This is a genomic window from Micromonospora sp. NPDC005291, from assembly GCF_040607415.1.
Taxonomy (GTDB): domain Bacteria; phylum Actinomycetota; class Actinomycetes; order Mycobacteriales; family Micromonosporaceae; genus Micromonospora.
Genome location: NZ_JBEXGR010000004.1, coordinates 186,736 through 206,773 on the forward strand (window position 1 = coordinate 186,736; position 20,038 = coordinate 206,773).

Annotated in this window: 21 protein-coding genes; 8 read left to right on the top strand and 13 right to left on the bottom strand. The window is 70.3% G+C overall.

From position 1 onward, the window contains the following. Nucleotides 1-25: 25 nt before the first annotated feature. Nucleotides 26-370, bottom strand: a complete 345-nt coding sequence (locus ABZT18_RS07495; protein ID WP_354995764.1) for a hypothetical protein — start codon at nt 368-370, stop codon at nt 26-28. A gap of 264 nt (nt 371-634) precedes the next feature. On the opposite strand from ABZT18_RS07495, the gene ABZT18_RS07500 reads away from it, so the two are divergent. From ABZT18_RS07500 to otsB, 3 genes are all read left to right on the top strand, one after another. Next, nucleotides 635-1,078, top strand: a complete 444-nt coding sequence (locus ABZT18_RS07500; protein ID WP_354995765.1) for an XRE family transcriptional regulator — start codon at nt 635-637, stop codon at nt 1,076-1,078. A 162-nt stretch (nt 1,079-1,240) separates the two neighbouring features. Further along, nucleotides 1,241-1,594, top strand: coding sequence for a hypothetical protein (locus tag ABZT18_RS07505; RefSeq protein WP_354995766.1), 354 nt, complete (start codon nt 1,241-1,243; stop codon nt 1,592-1,594). 67 nt (nt 1,595-1,661) lie between these two features. Next, nucleotides 1,662-2,486 carry a trehalose-phosphatase gene (otsB, locus tag ABZT18_RS07510; RefSeq protein ID WP_354995767.1) on the top strand — a complete coding sequence of 275 codons (825 nt, stop codon included), beginning with the start codon at nt 1,662-1,664 and terminating at the stop codon, nt 2,484-2,486. Nucleotides 2,487-2,521: 35 nt separating this feature from the next. On the opposite strand, the gene ABZT18_RS07515 is transcribed toward otsB, so the two are convergent. The 4 genes from ABZT18_RS07515 to ABZT18_RS07530 form a co-directional block, all read right to left on the bottom strand. Continuing rightward, nucleotides 2,522-3,292: an isoprenyl transferase gene (locus tag ABZT18_RS07515; protein ID WP_354995768.1), complete on the bottom strand. Its 771-nt coding sequence runs from the start codon at nt 3,290-3,292 to the stop codon at nt 2,522-2,524. Nucleotides 3,293-3,323: 31 nt separating this feature from the next. Continuing rightward, complete coding sequence (locus ABZT18_RS07520) at nt 3,324-4,466, bottom strand: geranylgeranyl reductase family protein (protein WP_354995769.1); 1,143 nt, start codon at nt 4,464-4,466, stop codon at nt 3,324-3,326. Nucleotides 4,467-4,995: 529 nt separating this feature from the next. Then, the gene (locus ABZT18_RS07525; protein ID WP_354995416.1) at nt 4,996-5,853 is read right to left on the bottom strand and encodes a hypothetical protein; all 858 of its coding nucleotides are present in this window, start codon (nt 5,851-5,853) and stop codon (nt 4,996-4,998) included. Between the two features lie 37 nt (nt 5,854-5,890). Continuing rightward, entirely contained in the window at nt 5,891-7,735 is a 1,845-nt protein-coding gene (locus tag ABZT18_RS07530; RefSeq protein ID WP_354995417.1) for a phosphoenolpyruvate carboxykinase (GTP), read from the bottom strand. A gap of 427 nt (nt 7,736-8,162) precedes the next feature. Here ABZT18_RS07530 and ABZT18_RS07535 point away from each other — a divergent pair, with 427 nt between their 5' ends. From ABZT18_RS07535 to ABZT18_RS07545, 3 genes are all read left to right on the top strand, one after another. Further along, nucleotides 8,163-8,711 (top strand): GtrA family protein, encoded by a 549-nt coding sequence (locus ABZT18_RS07535; protein WP_354995418.1) that lies wholly within the window; start codon nt 8,163-8,165, stop codon nt 8,709-8,711. Between the two features lie 63 nt (nt 8,712-8,774). Continuing rightward, nucleotides 8,775-9,479 carry a GtrA family protein gene (locus ABZT18_RS07540; protein ID WP_354995602.1) on the top strand — a complete coding sequence of 235 codons (705 nt, stop codon included), beginning with the start codon at nt 8,775-8,777 and terminating at the stop codon, nt 9,477-9,479. Further along, on the top strand, nt 9,476-10,144 hold the full coding sequence (locus ABZT18_RS07545) for a MaoC/PaaZ C-terminal domain-containing protein (protein WP_354995419.1): 669 nt from the start codon (nt 9,476-9,478) through the stop codon (nt 10,142-10,144). Before ABZT18_RS07540 ends, ABZT18_RS07545 begins: the two co-directional genes overlap by 4 nt. Nucleotides 10,145-10,189: 45 nt before the next feature. On the opposite strand, the gene ABZT18_RS07550 is transcribed toward ABZT18_RS07545, so the two are convergent. Further along, a complete protein-coding gene (locus ABZT18_RS07550; RefSeq protein WP_354995420.1) occupies nt 10,190-10,762 on the bottom strand; it encodes a PH domain-containing protein in 573 nt (190 codons plus the stop codon). A gap of 173 nt (nt 10,763-10,935) precedes the next feature. Beyond that, nucleotides 10,936-11,811, bottom strand: a complete 876-nt coding sequence (locus ABZT18_RS07555; RefSeq protein WP_354995421.1) for a biotin--[acetyl-CoA-carboxylase] ligase — start codon at nt 11,809-11,811, stop codon at nt 10,936-10,938. Between the two features lie 84 nt (nt 11,812-11,895). Between ABZT18_RS07555 and ABZT18_RS07560 the strand changes: the two genes are divergently transcribed. Beyond that, nucleotides 11,896-13,479 (top strand): acyl-CoA carboxylase subunit beta, encoded by a 1,584-nt coding sequence (locus ABZT18_RS07560; protein ID WP_354995422.1) that lies wholly within the window; start codon nt 11,896-11,898, stop codon nt 13,477-13,479. Nucleotides 13,480-13,569: 90 nt separating this feature from the next. Here the strand turns inward: ABZT18_RS07560 and ABZT18_RS07565 are convergent, their stop codons facing one another. The 4 genes from ABZT18_RS07565 to ABZT18_RS07580 all read right to left on the bottom strand — a co-directional run bounded on the left by ABZT18_RS07565 (nt 13,570) and on the right by ABZT18_RS07580 (nt 16,764). Then, complete coding sequence (locus ABZT18_RS07565) at nt 13,570-14,430, bottom strand: hypothetical protein (protein WP_354995423.1); 861 nt, start codon at nt 14,428-14,430, stop codon at nt 13,570-13,572. After that, complete coding sequence (locus tag ABZT18_RS07570) at nt 14,423-14,923, bottom strand: SigE family RNA polymerase sigma factor (RefSeq protein ID WP_354995424.1); 501 nt, start codon at nt 14,921-14,923, stop codon at nt 14,423-14,425. The genes ABZT18_RS07565 and ABZT18_RS07570 overlap by 8 nt, the downstream gene beginning before the upstream one ends. A 62-nt stretch (nt 14,924-14,985) precedes the next feature. Next, on the bottom strand, nt 14,986-15,969 hold the full coding sequence (locus ABZT18_RS07575; protein ID WP_354995425.1) for a 2-dehydropantoate 2-reductase N-terminal domain-containing protein: 984 nt from the start codon (nt 15,967-15,969) through the stop codon (nt 14,986-14,988). 51 nt (nt 15,970-16,020) lie between these two features. Next, nucleotides 16,021-16,764 (bottom strand): M50 family metallopeptidase, encoded by a 744-nt coding sequence (locus tag ABZT18_RS07580; protein ID WP_354995426.1) that lies wholly within the window; start codon nt 16,762-16,764, stop codon nt 16,021-16,023. A 126-nt stretch (nt 16,765-16,890) separates the two neighbouring features. Between ABZT18_RS07580 and ABZT18_RS07585 the strand changes: the two genes are divergently transcribed. Then, complete coding sequence (locus ABZT18_RS07585) at nt 16,891-17,643, top strand: GH25 family lysozyme (RefSeq protein ID WP_354995427.1); 753 nt, start codon at nt 16,891-16,893, stop codon at nt 17,641-17,643. Nucleotides 17,644-17,727: 84 nt separating this feature from the next. Here ABZT18_RS07585 and ABZT18_RS07590 read toward each other — a convergent pair whose 3' ends face one another. Both ABZT18_RS07590 and ABZT18_RS07595 read right to left on the bottom strand, forming a co-directional pair. Next, nucleotides 17,728-17,955: a hypothetical protein gene (locus tag ABZT18_RS07590; protein WP_354995428.1), complete on the bottom strand. Its 228-nt coding sequence runs from the start codon at nt 17,953-17,955 to the stop codon at nt 17,728-17,730. Nucleotides 17,956-18,032: 77 nt separating this feature from the next. Next, on the bottom strand, nt 18,033-19,994 hold the full coding sequence (locus ABZT18_RS07595) for a protein kinase (RefSeq protein ID WP_354995429.1): 1,962 nt from the start codon (nt 19,992-19,994) through the stop codon (nt 18,033-18,035). Between the last annotated feature and the right edge of the window lie 44 nt (nt 19,995-20,038).

Below are 20,038 nucleotides of genomic sequence, written 5' to 3' on the forward strand. Positions count from 1 at the left end.
GCTCCGGCCCAGCTCGGACGCCAGGTCATCGCTCCTCCGGCTCGATCGTGGTGGGATCCGCGACGAGCAGCCGGTCCAGGTCGTCGGTGCTGACCTCCTCGACCAGCTCGACGCTGATCCGGCAGCCGTCCAGCACGATCTCGGCCACCGAGGATCGACGGATCTCGCCGCCGGCGTCGTAGACCCGGACGCTCAGCTCCGGGCAGCCGAGATGGGTACGCCAGGCGTTCCATTCGGCGCGGTCGCCGACGCTCAGCGACAGGTAGCGGCAACCTCGGGCGAGGTAGAGGCGCCAGGGAGCGGTCAGCCCCGCGGCCACCCCCTCGGCGATCAGCCCGAAGGCCTGGGCGCGGGTGGCGAGCTCGGTCACCACACCCCCTTGGCACCGGGGGCGTGACGCATGTGAGCACCAATCGTCTCATGCACGTGACACACCGTAGATTGTCCCATGGGCGTGACAGTATCAGCTTTTCGTCCGCTTACGTTTGCCACTAAGGGCATCTATTCTGCCCGCGTGACACCCCTCAACAGTGGCACTGAATCGTTTACCCGAAATCCGAAGATCCCGTCACGTATGCGTGACAGTGGCGAGCCGGGCCGCGCACTCGCACCCGGCTGGCCGTACCGTCACGGGGTGACCGAGACGGCCAATGCGCGGAAGATCGCCTTCGCCACCTTCGTCCGGCGCGCCCTGGACGAGGCACGGGCGACCCGGGCCTGGAGTGGCACCGAGGTGTCCCGGCGCACCGGCGTCTCCCGGCAGACCATCAACCGGTGGGTCCGGGGCGACTGGGCCAGCGACCCGGAGGCCGAACGGGTGGTCGCCTTCTGCGAGGGCCTGGGCTTGAACCCGGCCGCAGCCTTCGCCGCACTCGGCTGGGACCGCACCGCGGCCAGCCCTCGCGCGGGCCAGCCGGCCCCTCCGATGGACCCCGACGTGGAGGCCCTGCTGCGCCGCCTGGTCGATCCGAACGTGTCGGACGCGGAGAAGTTCCACATCCGCGAAACCATCAGATATCTCGCATACCGCCCAACGCTGCCGGTCGATGTCCGAAAAAGGGGCAATCAAGCAGGGTAGTTCCTCAGATGGCGAAAGAACGCCTGGTCGGGTTCATTCGTTTGCCTCCGGGGCCGGAACGGGCACGCTAGCGTCCCTATTCGTACTGCTTGGGCTCGTCATCGGCGGGGGGACGGGACAAGGCCGAACCCAGCCCTGCGGGACAGAAGGAGGGGTCTGTCCATGACCCTGAAGTGGTTGGCAGTCGTGGTCGCGACGGTGTCGGTGACACTCTGGGCGACCGGTAACGCAGTGACCCTCGCGGTCGATGGCGGGCAGCTTCCGCTGCTCGTCAACCTGTTCGTGCTCATCACCGCCGGCACCGCGGTCATCCTGGCCGTCGTGGCGGAGCTGCACGAGCGTCTGGACAACCGGATCAGCGCCCTCACCGAGTTCCTGGTGGCACGGCTCGCCGAGATCGAGAACCACACCGGCGATCGCAACACCGGGTTCGTGGAGGGCTACCTGTTGAGCCATGGCCAGGAGGCGACGGTGGTGCCGTTCGGTCGCCGCGGACGAGGAGCCGCCGAACGCTGATCGCGTACCGCCGAACGGGTCCACTCGGCCAGGAATGAGCCTCCATCGCCGGGGTACGCTGACGCGCGTGTCGCCGTTGAATTTGGGCAGTCAGCAGCCGAGGACCCCGTTGAATGCCGACCAGGCCTGGCGGACCACCGCCAGCCGGGCGGCCGGGACCGTGCTCTTCTTCGACTTCGACGGCACGCTTGCGCCCGTCGACGACGATCCAACCGCGGTACGCCCGGCGCCCAAGGCGCTGGCCGCGATCGAGGCGCTGGCCCCGATCGTGCAGCGGGTCGCGATCGTCTCCGCCCGACCCGTCGAGTTCCTCCGGGATCAGCTCGGCGGGCTCGTCGGCGTGGACCTCTACGGCCTCTACGGGCTGGAGCACAGCCACTCCGGCGGGGAGACCGTCACCGAGCCGGCGGCGCTGCCCTGGGTGCCGACCATGGTGGAGCTGGCCGACCTGGCCCGGGCGGAGCTGCCGCCCGGCACGCTGGTCGAGTACAAGCGGCTCTCCGTCGCGCTGCACTGGCGTACCGCTCCGCAGCTCGGCTCGACCGTGCAGCAGTGGGGGCAGGCGCAGGCCGATCGGCTGGGGTTGCGGGTGCAGGCCGGGCGCATGGTGCTGGAGCTCAAGCCGCCAGTCGATCGGGACAAGGGCATGGTGATCGGCGAGGCGATCAAGGACGCCACCGGCGCCTGGTACTTCGGCGACGACGTCTCGGACATCAAGGCCTTCGCCGCGCTGCGTGCCCGTGCCGCCGCCGACCCGGACTTCCTCGGCGTCTGCGTGGCCGTGGCCAACTCGGAGACCGGCCAGGAGGTGGCCAACGCCGCCGACCTGACGATCGAGTCCCCGGCCGCCCTGGGCGACTTCCTCACCCGGGCACTGACCCACCTACCCTGACCGCGCCCGGCGGCGACTGACGCGTCGCCGCCGGCTCAGACGCCGTAGCGGCGTTGTCTGGTGGCGTACGAGCGCAGTGCCCGCAGGAAGTCGATGTGCCGGAAATCCGGCCAGTTGAGCTCGCAGAAGTAGAACTCCGAGTGCGCGGACTGCCAGAGCATGAAGCCGGACAGCCGCTGCTCGCCGCTGGTGCGGATGACCAGGTCGGGGTCGGGCTGGCCGCGGGTGTAGAGGTGCTCGCTGATGTGCTCGACGTCCAGCACCTCGGCCAGCTCCTCGATGGTGCCGCCGGCGGCGGCGTGCTCCAGCAGCAGCGAGCGGACCGCGTCGGTGATCTCCCGGCGACCGCCGTAGCCCACCGCGATGTTGACCTCCGCGCCGCCGGTGCGCTCGCGGGTGCGCTCCTCGGCACCCTTGAGAGCAGCGGCAGTCTGCGCCGGCAGCAGATCGAGCGCTCCGACGATGCGCAGCCGCCAGGGGTTGCCCTCCTCCGCCAGCTCCACCACCAGGTCCTCAATGATCTTGAGGAGTGGGTCCAGCTCACTGGCCGGACGGCGCAGGTTGTCGGTGGCCAGCAGATAGAGGGTGACGTGCCCGACGCCGGCCTGGTCACACCAGCCGAGGACATGCTTGATCTTTGCCGCGCCGACCCGGTGCCCGTCGTTCGGGTCGACAAAGCCCATCTCCCGCGCCCACCGGCGGTTGCCGTCGCACATCACCCCGACGTGTCGGGGCACCGGCTTACCCGCCAGCTTCGCCGTGAGCCGGCGCTCGTACACGGAGTAGATAAGGTTCCGCAGCGTCATCACCTAGCAGCGTAGCGACCCTTGCGCCAGTTCACCGCCTCGGAGCCCCATCCCAGCCGGGCAGACCGATGCCGATCATTGCCAGAGTGCGAGCGGTGAGACGCCCGTCACCCAACCCCAGCTCGACCACGTCATGAAACACCCGGTCGTCCCGACGGGCGGCCCGGACCGCCGCGTCGACCACCCGGCGCCGCCGCGCCAACCAGGCGGCGACCGAGCTGTGCCGCAGGTGGGTGCCGAGGCGGCGACGCAACCCGTCGGCATAGTGGCGGGCGGCTCCCTCGGGCGCCTGGGCCGCCGCCGCACCGGCCAGCCCACCGGAGAGCAGCGCGTAGAAGATGCCCTCCCCGGTGAACGGATTGATCAGTGACAGCGCGTCCCCGGCCAGCAGCGTGCGCCCCCGACCTGGTGTCGGCCGATGGGTGGACAGCGGCAGGTGATGGGCGCGCAACGCGGTCACCGTCGCCAGATCGGTGCCGGGCAGCAGCGCGGCCAGCCGGTCCAGCAGGTAGGCCCGACTCAGCGGCTCACCGCGCAGCACCTCCCCGTACCCGACGTTCGCCCGTCCGTCACCGATCGGGAACGACCAGGCGTACGCCGGCCAACGCGCCTCCGAGGTGACGATGAGCTGCTCGGACGGGCCGGGCAGAGCCGGGGCGTACCCCCGGATGGCCAGCGCCAGATGCCGGTCGGGGTTCTGCGGGTGGCCGAGCGCTCGACGCACCACCGACCCGGCGCCGTCCGCGCCCACCACCACCCGGCCGGACAACTCCCCGTCGAGCACCACCCGGTCGGCGCGCGGCTCGACCCGGCGCACGGTGTGCCGCCGCAGCTCAGCGCCGGCCGCCACGGCGGCCGCCACCAGCCGCGCGTCGAAGACCTCCCGGGGCACGGTGTACGCGGGTCGAGGCAGCGCCCGGGCCACCGCGCCGCCACCCGGCGCGATCATCCGTAACGCCGGCAGCGGCGCGTAGCCTGCCACCGCCTCGCTCACCCCCAGCTCGGCGAGCACGTCCACCGAGTGCGCCGCGATTCCGTCGCCACACGCCTTGTCCCGGGGAAAGTCGGCTCGGTCCAGCAGCAGCACGCTGGCGCCCGCCCGGCGCGCCGTCAGCGCGGCGGCCGCTCCGGCCGGCCCCGCTCCCACCACCACCACGTCGAACTCGTCGTCCACCGCGCGCCTCCCTCCGTCCGATGCGGCACGGTCGTTCCCGCCTCGCCGGTCACTGCAATCCGGTGGGACGCGGCCTTCCCGTCCGCCCGACAACCCGCCCCGCCCGACGACCCGCCCGCCCGACGACCCGCCTGCGCCACTCAACGCCGAACCCTTGTGACCAGCGCCACCCGCCATCCTGCACCAGCCCACCCCAACAAAACGATCCCAACCACCCCCGCCCGCCCAGCCGCCCCGCCCCACCAGCCCCGCCCCGCCCCGCCCCGCCCCGCCCTGCCGCGCCCCGCCGCGCCCCGCCGCGCCCCGCCGCGCCCCGCCGCGCCCCGCCGCGCCCGCTCGCTCGCTCGCTCGCGTCGATCATGGAGTTGTGGTGCCCGGTGCACCCATATTTGCCACTTTCATCCACCACCACAACTCCATGATCGACGGTGCCGGGGTGGGGCGCGGGCACGGCGGGACGCGGGTGGGACGCGGGTGGGACGCGGGTGGGACGCGGGTGGGACGCGGGTGGGACGCGGGTGGGGCGTTTTTAGGTTGGGAGGGCGTCTTCGGCGCGGGCGGCGCGGTGCAGGCCGTAGAGGGTCAGGGCTGCTGCGGCGAGCAGTGGGCCGCCATCGCGGATCAGACCGTCCAGCCCCAGCAGCCACCAGCACAACGGCAGGTCCACGGCGAGTACGGCCACCGTGACGACGACCAGCAGGCCACGCGCCCAGTCCTTGCCGCGCATCAGGAACGCGGTGCAGAACAGCACGGCGTAGCTGGCCGCGATCCCCGCGCCGAACCAGAACAGCACGGCTGGCACCGCGGTCAGTCGACCATCCAGGATGGAAGCAGCGGCCACCAAGGCGGGCACCAGCATCAGCGGGCTGTAGGTGAAAGCCGCCACCCTGCTGGTCAACAGCCAGGCGCTGGCCTGTGGTCGGCGCGGAGGGGTCTCACGCCAGGAGAGGCCGGCACGGTCGATGACGAGCCGGGGCCGGTGCCGGACCAGGTGACCGGCCAACGCCGACGAGCGGTAGAGCAGCCAGACCAACGCGGCACAGAGCGCGGTGAGCACGGCGAAGCCGAGCAGGCCGGGCAGCGGCGGCACTCCCTGCCGAGGCACGATGATCCGGCCGACGGCGAAGATCGTGGTGACCGCGAGGATCAGCCCGAACGGACGAGCCACCGTCCGGCCCCGCCGGACGTGCCCGATCAGCAGCAGGAAGCCGAACGAGCGCAGCATCGCCCAGCCGGTCCGTACGGCCAGCCCGAAGCCCTGCTCCGGGGCGTACCACCAGTTGAGTAGCTCGACCACGACGGTGGCCGCCGCCGTCGTCGCAAGCAGGATGATGAGCACCCGGACGGCGGACGGCCGCCGGACCTGGGTCTCGGCGGCCGTCCTCATGGAATCTGATGATGCCCGCAGGGGGCAACCTTCACACCTAGCGCTGCGGTTGTGCGGCGTCCAGGCGCGCGCGCAGCGCGTCCAACTCGGCCCAGAGCACGCCGGGCAGCTTGTCACCGAACTTCTCGAACCACTCGGTGACGAGCGGCAGCTCGTTACGCCACTCGTCCGGGTCGACCTTCAGGGCGATCCGGACGTCCTCCGGGGTCATGTCCAGGCCCTCGACGTCCAGCGCGTCGGGCGCGGGAACCATGCCCACCGGCGTCTCGACCGCGCCGGCCGTGCCCTCGATCCGCTCGACGACCCACTTGAGCACCCGGGAGTTCTCCCCGAAGCCGGGCCAGAGGAACGAGCCGTCCGGGTCCTTGCGGAACCAGTTGACGTAGTAGATCTTGGGCAGCTTCGCCTCGTCGCCGTCGGCGCCCTTGCCCATCTCGATCCAGTGCCGGAAGTAGTCACCGGCGTTGTAGCCGATGAACGGCAGCATCGCCATCGGGTCCCGCCGGACCACGCCAACGGCGCCGGACGCGGCAGCGGTGGTCTCCGAGGAGAGCGTGGCACCCATGTAGACGCCGTGCACCCAGTCGCGGGCCTCGGTCACCAGCGGAATGGTGTCCTTGCGGCGGCCGCCGAAGAGGATCGCGTCGATCGGTACGCCGTTCGGGTCGAAGTACTCGTCGGCGAGGATCGGGCACTGGGTGATCGGGGTGCAGAACCGGCTGTTCGCGTGGGAGGAGAGGCTGTCGCTCTCCGGCGTCCAGTCGTTGCCCTTCCAGTCGATGAGGTGCGCCGGGGGCTCCCCCATGCCCTCCCACCAGACGTCCCCATCGTCGGTGAGGCCCACGTTGGTGAAGACGGAGTTGCCCCGGTCCAGCGTCCGCATCGCGTTCGCGTTGGTCTTCCAGTCGGTGCCGGGCGCGACGCCGAACAGGCCGTACTCCGGGTTCACCGCGTACAGCCGGCCGTCCTCGCCGAACCGCATCCAGGCGATGTCGTCGCCGATGGTCTCGACCTTCCAACCGGGGATGGTCGGCTCCACCATGGCCAGGTTGGTCTTGCCGCAGGCCGACGGGAACGCACCCGCGATGTGGTAGACCTTGCCCTCCGGCGAGGTGATCTTGAGGATCAGCATGTGCTCGGCGAGCCAGCCCTCGTCGCGCCCCATCACGCTGGCGATCCGCAGCGAGTAGCACTTCTTGCCGAGAAGCGAGTTGCCGCCGTAGCCGGAGCCGTACGACCAGATTTCGCGGGTCTCCGGGAAGTGCGAGATGTACTTGGTCTCGTTGCACGGCCAGGCAACGTCCTGCTGGCCGGGGGCGAGCGGGGCGCCGATCGAGTGCAGCGCGTGCACGAAGTCCGCGTCGTCGCCCATCGCCTCGAGAACCCGGGTGCCCATCCGCGTCATGATTCGCATCGAGGCGACCACGTACGGGCTGTCGGTGATCTCGACACCGAACATCGGAGACTCGGCCTCGACCGGGCCCATGACGAACGGGATGACGTACATGGTGCGACCGCGCATGGAGCCGCGGTAGAGCTCGGTCATCGTCCGCTTCATCTCGGGCGGCGCCATCCAGTTGTTGGTGGGGCCAGCGTCCGCCTCGTCGAGGGAACAGATGAAGGTGCGTTCCTCGACCCGGGCGACGTCCGTCGGGTCGGTACGCGCGTAGAAGGAGTTGGGCTTCTTCTCAGGGTTCAGCCGGATCAGCGTGCCGGCCTCGACCAGCTCGTCGGTGAGGCGGCGCCACTCCTCGTCGGACCCGTCCACCCAGACGACACGGTCGGGGGTGGTCAGTGCCGCGACCTCACGGACCCAGGCGAGCAGTTTCGGATGGGACGTCGGGGCCTGATCAATACCCCGCACAACAGCCGGAGCAACCATGACACATCTCCTTGTGGTCGACGCTGACCGATCTATGGGATGCACGAGACTCAGCGGCGCGATGCGTCGCCTTCGTGGAAACCTGGGATTGGCCTCAGCGTAAACCGGGCAGCCTTCGGAGTCAGTGGGACTGGTTGTGAAGAACTGCACAAGGTACGGCCACGCTGCGGTATCACGAGCTGATACCCGCTTTCCCGCGCAGTTTCACGCAAATCTTGTTGTGCACCCCGGCGGACGCTTGTTGCGGTCGGGCCATCGACCTGCCCCGCCGACCGGTGCGTGGATTCCCGTTCCGCGCCGCGTCAGTCCTCCCAATTGGTTACGCTGCGTACAACAGTTCCGCACGGCGCGATGGGCTCCGCAGAGCGACCACGCCCGCTTGCCGTTGCTACCCCTCTGACTGGTCGTCAACCGGTAGGCTCGCCCCGTGGCCGCCACGATGACCGGGGAGCAACCGGGTCCCCGGCAGACCCGACAGGGTCTGGTCGGCAAACTGCTGGACCGCTTCGGTCACCTCGTCCGCGAGATGAGCAAGTTCGCCACCGTGGGTGGGGTCGCCTTCCTCATCGACTTCGCGCTCTTCAACTATTTGACGAGCAGCCGTGGCGTCGAGGAGCTGACGGCAAAGACGATCTCCACGGTGATCGCCGCCTCCGTCGCCTTCGTGGGCAACCGGTTCTGGACCTGGCGCCACCGTCAGCGCAGCAACCCGGCCCGCGAGTACGCACTGTTCTTCATCTTCAACGCGGTCGGCCTCGGCATCGCGGTGGCCTGCCTCGCGATCAGCCGGTACGGGCTCGGCAGCATCTGGCCGGCCGTGTTCCAGACGCGCCTGGCCGACAACGTCGCCAGCTACGTCGTCGGCACGGGCCTCGGCACGCTGTTCCGATTCTGGTCGTACCGGCGGTTCGTCTTCGTCGAAGCGGGAACCCCGACCCTTCCGCAGGTGAAGCCCAGCCGTGATCACGGGGCGTGACCTGCCGCCCACCTCGTTCGGCCGGTGATCGCCGGCCGCACCGACTGCCTTAAGGTGTTGCGCATGCGTCTTGTCCGTCTGCTGCCTGAGCGCTGGCAGAAGTTCATCCACGAGGCGCTCAAGTTCGGCATCGTCGGCGGCATCAACACCATCATCAATTACGCGGTGTTCAATGCCCTTGCACTAACGGTTTTCGTCAATGGTCAGCTGAAGGCGACCGTGATCGCGACCGTCATCGCCACGATCACGTCGTATCTAATGAATCGGCACTGGACGTACCGGGATCGCCCGAAATCGGCGCTTCGCCGAGAGTACGTCCTATTTTTCCTTTTCAACGGGGCTGGCCTGCTCATTGAACTAGGGGCCGTGGCAGCGGCCAAGTACGGTCTCGGCGTCCATGGCCTGCTGGCGCTGAACGTGGCCAAGACCGTGGGCGTCCTGCTGGCCACGCTGTTCCGGTTCTGGTCGTACCGGACCTTCGTCTTCCAGCCCGTCCCACCAGTCGAGGACGAGGCGAAGCCCGAGTCCACCTGGCACAGCATCCCCCGCGACGAGTGGGACACCATGGCCGAGATGGACCCGGTCGCCGAGTTGGCCGAATCGGTCTCCGAGCTGGAAGAGGCGGAGTCCACAGGGCTCGCCGACCCACAGCCGGGCGCGCCCACTCAGGGGCGGCCCACGCGGCTGAGCGTCAGCCCCGCCGCCGACCTGGACGCGGAACTCGCCGCGGAGCTGCACGTCGGCACCCGCCGCGCGCCCCGCCGGTGACGACACCCGTCGACCGCTCCGGCACCGGGCAACCCGCCGAGCTGTTCTTCGAGGACCTCGTCCCGGGGCTCACCGTCGACCTCGGCGTGGTCACCGTGGATGGCGACGAGATGGTGGCCTTCGCCCGCCGCTTCGACCCGCAGTGGTACCACGTCGACCCTGACCTGGCTGGGGCTAGCCGGCACGGTGGCCTGATCGCCAGCGGCTTCTACACCGTGAGCCTGTTCATGCGCGCGTACGTCGACCACCTGCTGTCCCGGGCGGCCGCGGACGCGTCACCCGGCCTGGAGGAGCTGCGCTGGCTCGCCCCCGTGCGCGCCGGCGACCGGCTCGCCGTGCGGGTCGACGTGATGGGCGCGCGACCGTCGACCGCTCGTCCGGGCCTCGGCACCGTGAGCCTCACGGGCACCATGCTCCGCCTCGGCGCGGACGACCGGCCCGAGCAGGAGGTGCTGCGGACCCGCTTCCGTGGCTGGTTCGCCGTGCGACCGGCCGAAGCCGACCCGGCCGAAGCCGACCCAGCCGGACTCGACCCAACCGAAGCCAATCCAACCGGAGACGACCTGCGCGAGAGCGGCTCGTCCGGCAGCGACCCGGCCGAGAGCAGCCCGTCAGGGCCTGAACAGCCCGAGAGCGGCCCGCCCAGGGCCGAACCACACGACTGACCCGCCCCGACGCCTGACGCAGGGGCGGGCCTCAACCCGTTCGGATCAGGTCGTGGTGTCGCGCAGCGGCTTGCCCTCGCGCATGTCGGCGAGGATGTCGCGCATCTCCCCGTCGCCCAGCGAGTGCTTGTCGTGCTGCGCCTCGACCAGCTCGTACAGGGTGGTCTGCACCCGGCCTACGCCCGGCACGTCGGCGAGCACCGACTGGCCGCGCTCACCGGCCGACTCGATGGTGAGCGTGCCGCAGCCCAGCAGCCGCTCGAGGAAACGCTGATTCATCGAGTGGTCGTTGACCCGGGTGAGCGGGAGGTCCCGCCGGTCCCGGGAAAAGACACCCTGCTGGATCAGCACCCGCTCGTTGGTGAACAGGTAGTGCGTGGTGCGCCAGACCAGGAAGGGCCACAGGCCGAGCCAGAGCACCGCGACCAGGGCGATCACCCCGATCACGGCCAGAGCGATTGAACCGCCGCCACTCTCGGGCAGCAGGAGCACACCGACCACCACCGCGGCGATCGCCAGCACCAGCACCACGATCGGCCGGATCAACGCCTTCCAGTGCGGGTGCAGATGCAGCACGACATGCTCGTCCTCTGTGAGCACGTCTTCAGGAAACGCCACGGGAACCTCCAACGCCATTTTCTCGACGCGCAGACGGTAAACCCCCCAAGGCCTCCCACAACATCCGCCACGCGGCCCTACCCCAGTCTTCACGATCTTGCACTTCGAGCGCCGCTCTGCGGCTTTCGCCCGTTCCGCCGCAGGAGCAACTGCAAGATCGCGCTGAGGGTGGATCAGCGCAGGTGAAGCACGTCGCCGGCTGCGAGGGTGCGGGTGGCCGTCGGGGTGGTGACCTGGAGTTGACCGTCTCGATCGACTCCGGTGGCGGTACCGGTCAGGGCCTCTCCATTGGGGAGCAGGACGCGCACCTCGCGGCCGATCGTCGCGCAGGCCGCCAGGTAGGCGTCGCGAAGGCCGCTGGCCACCGCGTCGCCGCCAGTGGAGCGCCAACGGTCGTACCAGTCGGCGACCGCCCGCAGCAGGGCACGCAACAGCGGGTCACGGTCGGTGGCCGCCGCGCCAGCCAGTTGCAGCGAGGTGGCCGGCAACCCGGTCGGATTCACCGGCAGCTCGTCGGCGCGCAGCGTCACGTTGAGCCCGATGCCGAGCACGATGGCTGGCGGTTGGTCCGGTGAGCGCCCCGGCACCGCCTCGGCCAGCACGCCCGCACACTTCGCCTCGTCGATCAGCAGGTCGTTCGGCCACTTCAGAGCGGCCTCCAGCTCGGCCAGCCGGGTCACCGCCTCCACCAGCGCCACGCCGGCCAGCAACGGCAGCCACCCGTACCCCGTGGGTGTCGCTGGCACCCAGCCGCGGTCCGGCACGGCCTCGCCGGGCCGCAGCAGCACGCTGGTGGCGATGCCGGCCCGCGCCGGCGACTGCCAGACCCGGCCGCGTCGGCCCCGCCCGGCGGTCTGCCGCTCAGCAACCACGACCAGGCCCTCAGGCTCGCCGGCCCGGGCCGCCTCGGCCACGTCGGCGTTGGTGGAGCCGGTCTCGGCGCGCAGCTCCAGCCGGGCCCACGGCCCTTGCGGCGCGACCAGCGCGCGGCGCAGCCGGGCCGCCGACAGCGGCGGGCGGTCCAGATCGGTGTACGGGGAGCCCGACATTCCGCCAGCCTACGGCGGTGGTCGCGTCGACACTGAGGCGTACTGCACAGCGGCGCCGACCTGAACCATCGTTATATTCCCTGGGTGACTACCGAGACCGGGACCAACATCCACAGCACTGCGGGCAAGCTGGCGGACCTGGAGCGCCGGGTCGACGAGGCGGTGCACGCCGGGTCGGCCCGCGCGGTCGAGAAGCAGCACGCGCGAGGCAAGAAGACCGCTCGCGAGCGGATCGAGATGCTGCTCGACGAGGGCTCCTTCGTCGAGCTCGACGGGCTGGCCCGCCATCGGTCCACAGCCTTCGGGCTGGAGAAGAACCGTCCGTCCGGCGACGGCGTGGTCACCGGCTACGGCACGGTGGACGGCCGGCAGGTGTGCGTCTTCGCGCAGGACTTCACGGTTTTCGGTGGCTCCCTCGGCGAGGTCTTCGGCGAGAAGATCGTCAAGGTGATGGACCTGGCCATGAAGATCGGCTGCCCGGTGGTCGGAATCAACGACTCCGGCGGCGCGCGCATCCAGGAGGGCGTGGTCTCGCTCGGTCTCTACGGTGAGATCTTCTTCCGCAACGTGCGGGCCTCCGGCGTGATCCCGCAGATCTCGCTGGTGATGGGGCCCTGCGCCGGCGGTGCGGTCTACTCCCCGGCGGTCACCGACTTCACCGTGATGGTCGACCAGACCTCGCACATGTTCATCACCGGCCCCGACGTGATCAAGACGGTGACCGGCGAGGACGTCGGCATGGAGGAGTTGGGCGGGGCACGCACGCACAACTCCCGCAGCGGCAACGCGCACTACCTCGCCAGCGACGAGTCCGACGCGGTCGACTACGTCAAGGCGCTGCTGTCGTACCTGCCGTCGAACAACCTCGACGAGCCGGTGGTCTTCGAGGCTCCCGCAGAGCTGGCGATCAGCGACGAGGACCGCGAACTGGACACGCTGATCCCAGACTCGGCCAACCAGCCGTACGACATGCACACGGTGCTTGAGCACGTCCTCGACGACGGGGAGTTCCTGGAGGTCCAGCCGCTCTACGCGCAGAACATCGTGGTCGGCTACGGCCGGGTCGAGGGGCGTCCCGTCGGCGTGGTGGCCAACCAGCCGATGCACTTCGCCGGCACGTTGGACATCGCCGCGTCGGAGAAGGCCGCCCGGTTCGTCCGCACCTGTGACGCCTTCAACGTCCCGGTGCTGACCTTCGTGGACGTGCCCGGCTTCCTACCCGGCACCGGGCAGGAGTGGGACGGCATCATCCGTCGGGGCGCCAAGCTCATCTACGCGTACGCCGAGGCGACCGTCCCCAAGGTCACCGTGATCACCCGCAAGGCGTACGGCGGTGCGTACGACGTCATGGGTTCCAAGCACCTCGGTGCGGACCTGAACTTCGCGTGGCCGACGGCGCAGATCGCCGTGATGGGCGCGCAGGGCGCGGTGAACATCCTCTACCGCTCGGAGCTGGCCGGCGCCGAGGACCCGGCGGCGGTCCGGGCCGAGAAGATCGCCGAGTACGAGGACACCCTGGCCAACCCGTACGTGGCGGCCGAGCGCGGGTACATCGACTCGGTGATCCCGCCGCACGAGACGCGCACCCAGATCGTCCGGGCGCTGCGAGTCCTTCGCACCAAGCGCGAGACCCTGCCCCCGAAGAAGCACGGCAACATCCCTCTCTGAGCGCTTTCGGTCCGCGCAACTTCGGGGAAAGTGCTGCCTCCGGACGCCTGGAGGCACCTACATCCCTGAAGTTGTGCGGATCAAGAACGGTCAGCAGGCCGGGTTGGCGGCGGCGCACATGCGGCGGGCGGCGACCCCCGCCAGGCGACGCAGTTCCGGCTCGGTGCCGGTCTGTCCCAGACCGAGCACTGTGATCAGGTCGCCCACCCGGACCACGGCCGTGCTGGTCGGCCGGGGCGCCTTGGCGATGGGCTCACCCGTCTTCTGATCAACGGGCTGCGAACCGGTGTGCCGCAGCAGCGCAGCCCCGTCGCCGGCGAAACCCCGCTGGACCACCGTCCAGCGGTGCACCGCCACCCCGGTGCCCGTTGCGCCCTTCACCTCGTACTCTCCGATGCTGTTCCACTCGCCGCACGGGGCGACCAGGTCGTCCAGAGTCGCGAGGAGCTGTGTGGCCGCGTCCGGAGTCAGCCGGAAGAGATCCTGCGTGACCAGACCATCCGCCGCGGTGAGGATTGCCGGGGCGCGCTTCGGCACCAGGGTCTGCGAGCGAGACAAGATTGACATCTGCCAGCCATCCGAGCGCCCCTGGCTTGTCCGGCAGTAGCCGAGCATCTCATCCAGCCGGACCGGCTCACCCAGGCCCGACTGGCTGAGCTGTACATCGACCGGCTGCGCCAGGTCGACCGGCTGCAACAGAGCGTCGATGCTGATCTCGTGCCGGGTCGGCGAGGCCGAGGGCGCGGCGGCCGGCAGGGCCGGTGACGGGGACTTCACCGGAGCGGCGACCGCCACGGCGGACACGCCGACGAGGGCCAGCACGACGGTGGCCACAACGGTCCTGCGCTGATTGCGGCGGCGGGCCCGGGCACGGATCTCCGCCGGGCCGAGCCAGCGCACATCGTGCAGGTCCCGCTGGACTCGTTCGATGAATGTCGGGTCGTCACGCATCGGTGGCCTCCTCCAGATCAGAGACGGCGAGCAGGCCGGCGAGAGCGGCGCGGCCCCGGGAGAGTCGAGCCTTGACCGTGCCGACCGGGGCTGCGGTCTCCCGCGCCACCTCGGCGACCGGCATGCCGACCAGGTAGTAGAGGGCGATGGCCACGCGTTGCTCCTCGGGCAGTCGACGCAGGGCGGCGACCACCTCGATGGTGTCGGTGCCCGGGCCGGGAACGGTCTCGGTGGCCCCGTGCCGCAGGTACGCGCGGGCGCGGCTGCGCAGGCTGCGCCACCGGCTGACCGCGACCCGACTGGCCACCACCCGTACCCACGCCTCCGGGTCGTCGTACCCACTGATCGTCGACCAGCGCTGCCACGCCCGGATGTACGCCTCCTGCACGGCGTCCTGCGCCTCGACCCGGTCGCCGGTCAGGGCGTAGACGAACCCGAGCAGCCGTTGCCGACTCCCCCGGTAGAACTCGTCGAACCCGTCGACGTCCGGCACCCACTACCTCCCCGTGTCGGTCGCAGGGAACACGCACCGGGCAGGGTCATCGGTTGCCCCGGTCAGGCGATCATCTTCTCCAGGTCGGCGAGCGGGAACGCGCCGGCCGCGATCCGTTCCCGGACCGCCCGGCGTACGGCCCGCTGGACGGCAACGTTGGCCGGCGTCGGTACGCCGTGCAGCCGACCGAGCAGCGCGATCTCCCCGTTGAGATGGTCGACCTCGGTCGAGCCGGTGCCCCGGGCCAGGCTCTGCCAGGTGGAGCCGCCCGAGCGGGCCTCGCCGTCGACCGGCCGCTGCCCGACCAGGTCACCGCGTTCGGCCTTCTCCTCCTCCGGCGAGGTGTGCGCGATGCCGGCGGCGGCGAGTGCGGCGACACCTTCGCCGCGTACCCGCTCGACCAGCGCGTCCGGGATGTCCCGGCCGAGCAGGGCCTGCAGGCCGTTGCCGAGGTTGCTGAGCAGCTTGCCGTACTTCCAGCGCAGCACGTCCGTGCGGACCGGCGCGACGAACCCGGCGGCGCTCAGATCGGCGGCGATCGCCCGGTCGGTGTCGTCTGCGCCGCCGGGGTACCGCCCGATGTGGAGCATCCCGGGATGCGGGTACCCGTTGGCCACCACCACGCCCGGGTCCAGGTGGGTGGCCGGCAGCCAGACGCAGACCGGGTGCACGTCGGCGAAGAGCCGCAGCGCGGCCCGCTCGTTGGCCACCCCGTTCTGCGCGGTCACCAGCGGCAGACGCTCGCCCGCCGTGCCGCCGCCGACCACCGGCGCGTCCACCCAGGCTGCCAGCGCCCCGGCGGTGTCCTGCGACTTGACGGTGAGGATCAGCACCGTGTCCGCCGGCAGCGGCTGGTCACCGGGCCCGTCCACAGCGGCGAGCTGGGCGGTGACCTCGCCGTCGGGCTGCCGCAGGGTCAAACCCCGCGCGCGGATCGCATCCAGGTGGGCACCCCGGGCCACCAGGGTCACGTCCCGGCCGACCTGCGCCAGCCGTACGCCAATGGTCCCGCCGACCGCACCCGCCCCGATGATCACGTATCGCATGGCCTCATTCTGCCCGCCCGCGCCCGTCCCTTCTCCGGTCCGGGGATCGGGTCAGACGGTCAGGCCGGCGTCGGTGAGGATCGGGCCGGCGAGGAGCAGTGCACCGGCGACCAGGGCCACCAGGTTGACCAGGGCGAAGATCGTCACCCAGAAGAGCGCCGGGAACGGGGTGAGCCCGGCGAGCTGGTCAGCGTCGGAGGCGGGCATCCGGCCGCGCGAGCGCAGCCGTTGCAGCTCCACCACCGGCCGCAGCCCGCCGAGCAGCAGGAACCACACCCCGGTGTACGCGAACGCGGCCTGGACCTGGGGCGTCGCGTACCACGAGACGGCGAGCACCAGTGCGCCGGTGACCAGCAGCGACACCACGCCGAACGCATTCCGGATCATGATGAGCATGGCCAGCAGCAACACCACCGCGACCCAGAGCAGCAGCGTGATCCGGTTGCCGCCGAGCAGCCAGGCGCCGGCCAACCCGACCAGCGGTGGGGCGACGTAGCCAGCGAGCAGGGTGAGGATCATTCCCGGCCCGGTGGGGCGACCCGCGGAGAGCGTCAGCCCGGACGTGTCCGAGTGCAGCCGGATGCCGCGCAGCTTACGACCGGTGAGCAGGGCGACCAGGGCGTGTCCACCCTCGTGGGCGATGGTGATGGCGTTACGGGCGATCCGCCACGGCAGTCGGGTGGACACCACCACCAGCGCGACGGCAGCGGTGATCAGCACCAACAGCGGGGGCGGGTCCGGTTGTGCGCCGAACAGCGTGTCCCACAGGTCGCTCAGCCCGTCGATCGACATCATGGGGCGCGAGCCTACCGGCGACGTTCCGTGCCGCCTGCCAGTGAAGCTTTTTTTGGTTTGCCTTGCGATCTAGGGCACTTACCTCCAAAGATGGGTATCGATAGAGCAACGTCCTTGGAGGCACTCATGGCCCGTACCTCATCATCGCTGCGCCGCGCGCTCGCGGCCGGCCTCACCGTCCTCGCCACCGCGGCCGCGGCCCTGGTCGCGACCGCCAGCCCCGCGGCGGCGGCCACCACACCCGGCATCGACGTGTCCAACTACCAGGGCTCCATCAACTGGACCAGCGTCCGGAACTCCGGCATCCAGTTCGCCTACATCAAGGCGACCGAGGGCACCAGCTACAAGGACCCGCGCTTCAACGCGAACTACGTCAACTCGTACAACGCCGGAGTGATCCGCGGGGCGTACCACTTCGCCCGGCCGAACATCTCCGCCGGCTCCACCCAGGCCAACTACCTGGCCTCCAACGGCGGCGCCTGGTCGGCGGACAGCCGCACCCTGCCCGCCGCGCTCGACATCGAGGGCAACCCGTACGCCGGCGGCTACTGCTATGGGCTCAGCACCACGGGGATGCGCAACTGGGTGCAGGACTTCCTCAACACGTACCGCTCCCGCACCGGCCGGTACGCGGTCATCTACACCACCACGAGCTGGTGGAACCAGTGCACGGGCAGCTGGACCGGCCCGTGGGCCAACCACCCGCTCTGGCTGGCCCGCTGGTCGAGCACGCCGGGCGCCCTGCCGGCCGGCGCGCCGGTGTGGAGCTTCTGGCAGTACACGAGCACCGGCGCTGTCTCCGGGATCAGCGGCAACGTGGACCGCAACTACTGGAACGGTGACCGGAGTCGGCTGATCGCGATGGCCAACAACACCTGATCGGGCGGTTGGCGGCAGCGGGATCGACGGTCACCTCACGGTCGACAATCGGTCCGGCTGCCGCCACGCCACCCGGTAACAGGGTCAGGCTCGCCGCCGGCTCAACGCCGGCACCACAACTTCCTCGCGCGCCAGAGTGTCCCGCCGGGTCAGCCGCCAGGCAGCCACACCGCAGACGGCAACGATCACGACGCTGAGCAGTGCGATGAGCGCCGGCATCCCCACGGCGACCAGCAGTAGAACCGCGTCGCCGAGCGCGACGAGCATCCACAGTGCCAGCCGAGGCCGAGCATCCCTCCGTCGGTAACCCATGTCGTGCCTCCTTCCGTCGTCGAAGGTCAATTACCCAGGACGACGCAAGGTCATGCGAATGAGTTTCGTACCGACGTTCAGTTCTGGCGGTCGGGCACGAAACCCTTGGCGATCCGGTCGAAGTTCGGCAGGTTGGCCCGCCAGTCCTTCTCCGCGATCTCCCACCGCAGCGCGTAACCCCGGTCGCTGGCCGTCACGAATCCGCGATTACGAACATGGATCCTGGTCCCGTCACGGGTCTCCAGCCACTCCCAGTCCGCGCAGGTCCGCCCGACGTTGCAGCGAACGATGCCGAGGTTCTGATAGTTGTTGACGAAGTTCTTGCGAGACGACTCTTTGCTCTGCCAGTCGGCGTACGCGTCCTTCTCTGGCCTGTTGGTCCACTGCACGAGTAGCTCACCCGGCCCGTTGGACTCGTCGAAAACCACCGTGCTGCCGTCGACCTGCTTGCGCACCCATCCGTCGGGTATCGGCAGGGAGAAGCCGGCCGGGTCCTTGTGCAGCTTCCAACCCGCCGGCAGCGCGTTCGGGTCGACGGAGGGCGTGGCCGAGGGCGTCGGGCTGGGAGCACCGGTGGTGGGTGGGGTCACCGCCGGGGCGGACGTCGGCGCGGACGCAGACGTCGCGGCAGCCCCGGTCGGCGCGGCCTGAGGGCTCTTGTCGTCGCCGTCGGTGAGCATCGGCACGATCACCACGAGGCCGATCAGCAACAGCGCAACCACAGCCCCGATCAGCAGATTGCGTCGGGTGTTGTTCGGCTTCGTGCCATCCGACGGCAGCACCGGCGCGCGACCGGCCGGACTCACCGGCGGCATGAGCGACGTCGGCGTCGACGGCTTGCGCTGTTCCGGCGCCACCGGCGGGCCATCGACGACCGTCGGCTCGTCGTCGGCGTCCGTCGTACCGTCACCGGCTGTGTCGCCCGCGGCCGTGACCTTCGCGGTCGGGTCGGCATCGGACGAGGCCGGGGGGTCAATCGTGGCAGTCGGCTCGGCCGGCACCAGAGCGGTCGGGTCGGCGTCCGCACTGGAGGGAACAACGGCCGTCGGCGTGGCATCGACGGCGGAGGTCGTGGCGGCAGCGGCGACTGGCGGCGGCGACACCGGCCGGTCGGCACTCTCGGCAGGTCGCGGCGCCGGCACGTGCGGCGGGCGCGGCTCGCGCGGACCGTTCGGCCCCGGCCGGCGTACGCCATCAAGCAGTGAAATCCCGCGCGCCCGCTTGCCTCCGGCGCGGCGCAGCAACCGCTCCGCCACCTCGGCGTTGATCCGCTCGTTCGGATCCTTACGCAGCAGCCCGTTGAGCACAGCCTTGAGCGGGCCGGCGTTCTTCGGCGGGGGCATCGGTTCGGTGGCCAACGCGGCCAGCGTGGCGATCGCCGACGGCCGCGCGTACGGCGATTTACCCTCAACCGCCGCGTAGAGCGTCGCGCCCAGCGACCAGAGGTCGGCCTCCGGCCCGGCGGTGCCCTCCCGGGCCCGCTCCGGCGAGATGTACGCCGGTGAACCGAGCACCATGCCGGTGCGGGTCACGTTGGGGTCACCGGGAATCGTGGCGAGACCGAAATCGGTCAACACCACCCGGCCGTCCTCGCCGAGCAACACGTTGCCGGGCTTGACGTCCCGGTGCATGACGCCCGCCTTGTGCGCCGCGTTGAGAGCGCCCAGCACGCCGAGGCCGATCTCGATCGTCTGGGCCACGGACACCGGCCCGTCCTCGGCGAGAGTGTCCTGCAACGACTTGGACGCCACGTACTCCATGACGATCCACGGATCGCCATCGGTGCGCAGCACGTCGAAGATGCGGACGACATTGGCGTGGTTGAGCCGGGCGATGGCCCGGGCCTCCCGCAACGAGCGCTCCCGCATCTCGCGGCGCTCCTCGTCGGTGAGACCGGGCGGCGGCACCAACTCCTTGATGGCGACGTCCCGGTGCAGCACCTCGTCGCGCGCCTTCCACACCCTGCCCATGCCACCCTGGCCGAGCGGCGAAAGAAGCCGGTATCGGTCAGCGACAAGTTGGGGAAGTGCGTTCGACATCGGTGAGACGGTACCCGGACCGGCCGACGCTCACACCGCCGGCA

Bases quoted from the DNA above. Each gene is read 5' to 3' on its own strand.
- ABZT18_RS07505 (WP_354995766.1), top strand. From the start codon at position 1,241: ATGACCCTGAAGTGGTTGGCAGTCGTGGTCGCGACGGTGTCGGTGACA.
- ABZT18_RS07515 (WP_354995768.1), bottom strand. From the start codon at position 3,292: ATGACGCTGCGGAACCTTATCTACTCCGTGTACGAGCGCCGGCTCACG.
- ABZT18_RS07525 (WP_354995416.1), bottom strand. From the start codon at position 5,853: ATGAGGACGGCCGCCGAGACCCAGGTCCGGCGGCCGTCCGCCGTCCGG.
- ABZT18_RS07530 (WP_354995417.1), bottom strand. From the start codon at position 7,735: ATGGTTGCTCCGGCTGTTGTGCGGGGTATTGATCAGGCCCCGACGTCC.
- ABZT18_RS07540 (WP_354995602.1), top strand. From the start codon at position 8,775: ATGCGTCTTGTCCGTCTGCTGCCTGAGCGCTGGCAGAAGTTCATCCAC.
- ABZT18_RS07555 (WP_354995421.1), bottom strand. From the start codon at position 11,811: ATGTCGGGCTCCCCGTACACCGATCTGGACCGCCCGCCGCTGTCGGCG.
- ABZT18_RS07565 (WP_354995423.1), bottom strand. From the start codon at position 14,430: ATGCGTGACGACCCGACATTCATCGAACGAGTCCAGCGGGACCTGCAC.
- ABZT18_RS07575 (WP_354995425.1), bottom strand. From the start codon at position 15,969: ATGCGATACGTGATCATCGGGGCGGGTGCGGTCGGCGGGACCATTGGC.
- ABZT18_RS07580 (WP_354995426.1), bottom strand. From the start codon at position 16,764: ATGATGTCGATCGACGGGCTGAGCGACCTGTGGGACACGCTGTTCGGC.
- ABZT18_RS07585 (WP_354995427.1), top strand. From the start codon at position 16,891: ATGGCCCGTACCTCATCATCGCTGCGCCGCGCGCTCGCGGCCGGCCTC.
- ABZT18_RS07590 (WP_354995428.1), bottom strand. From the start codon at position 17,955: ATGGGTTACCGACGGAGGGATGCTCGGCCTCGGCTGGCACTGTGGATG.
- ABZT18_RS07595 (WP_354995429.1), bottom strand. From the start codon at position 19,994: ATGTCGAACGCACTTCCCCAACTTGTCGCTGACCGATACCGGCTTCTT.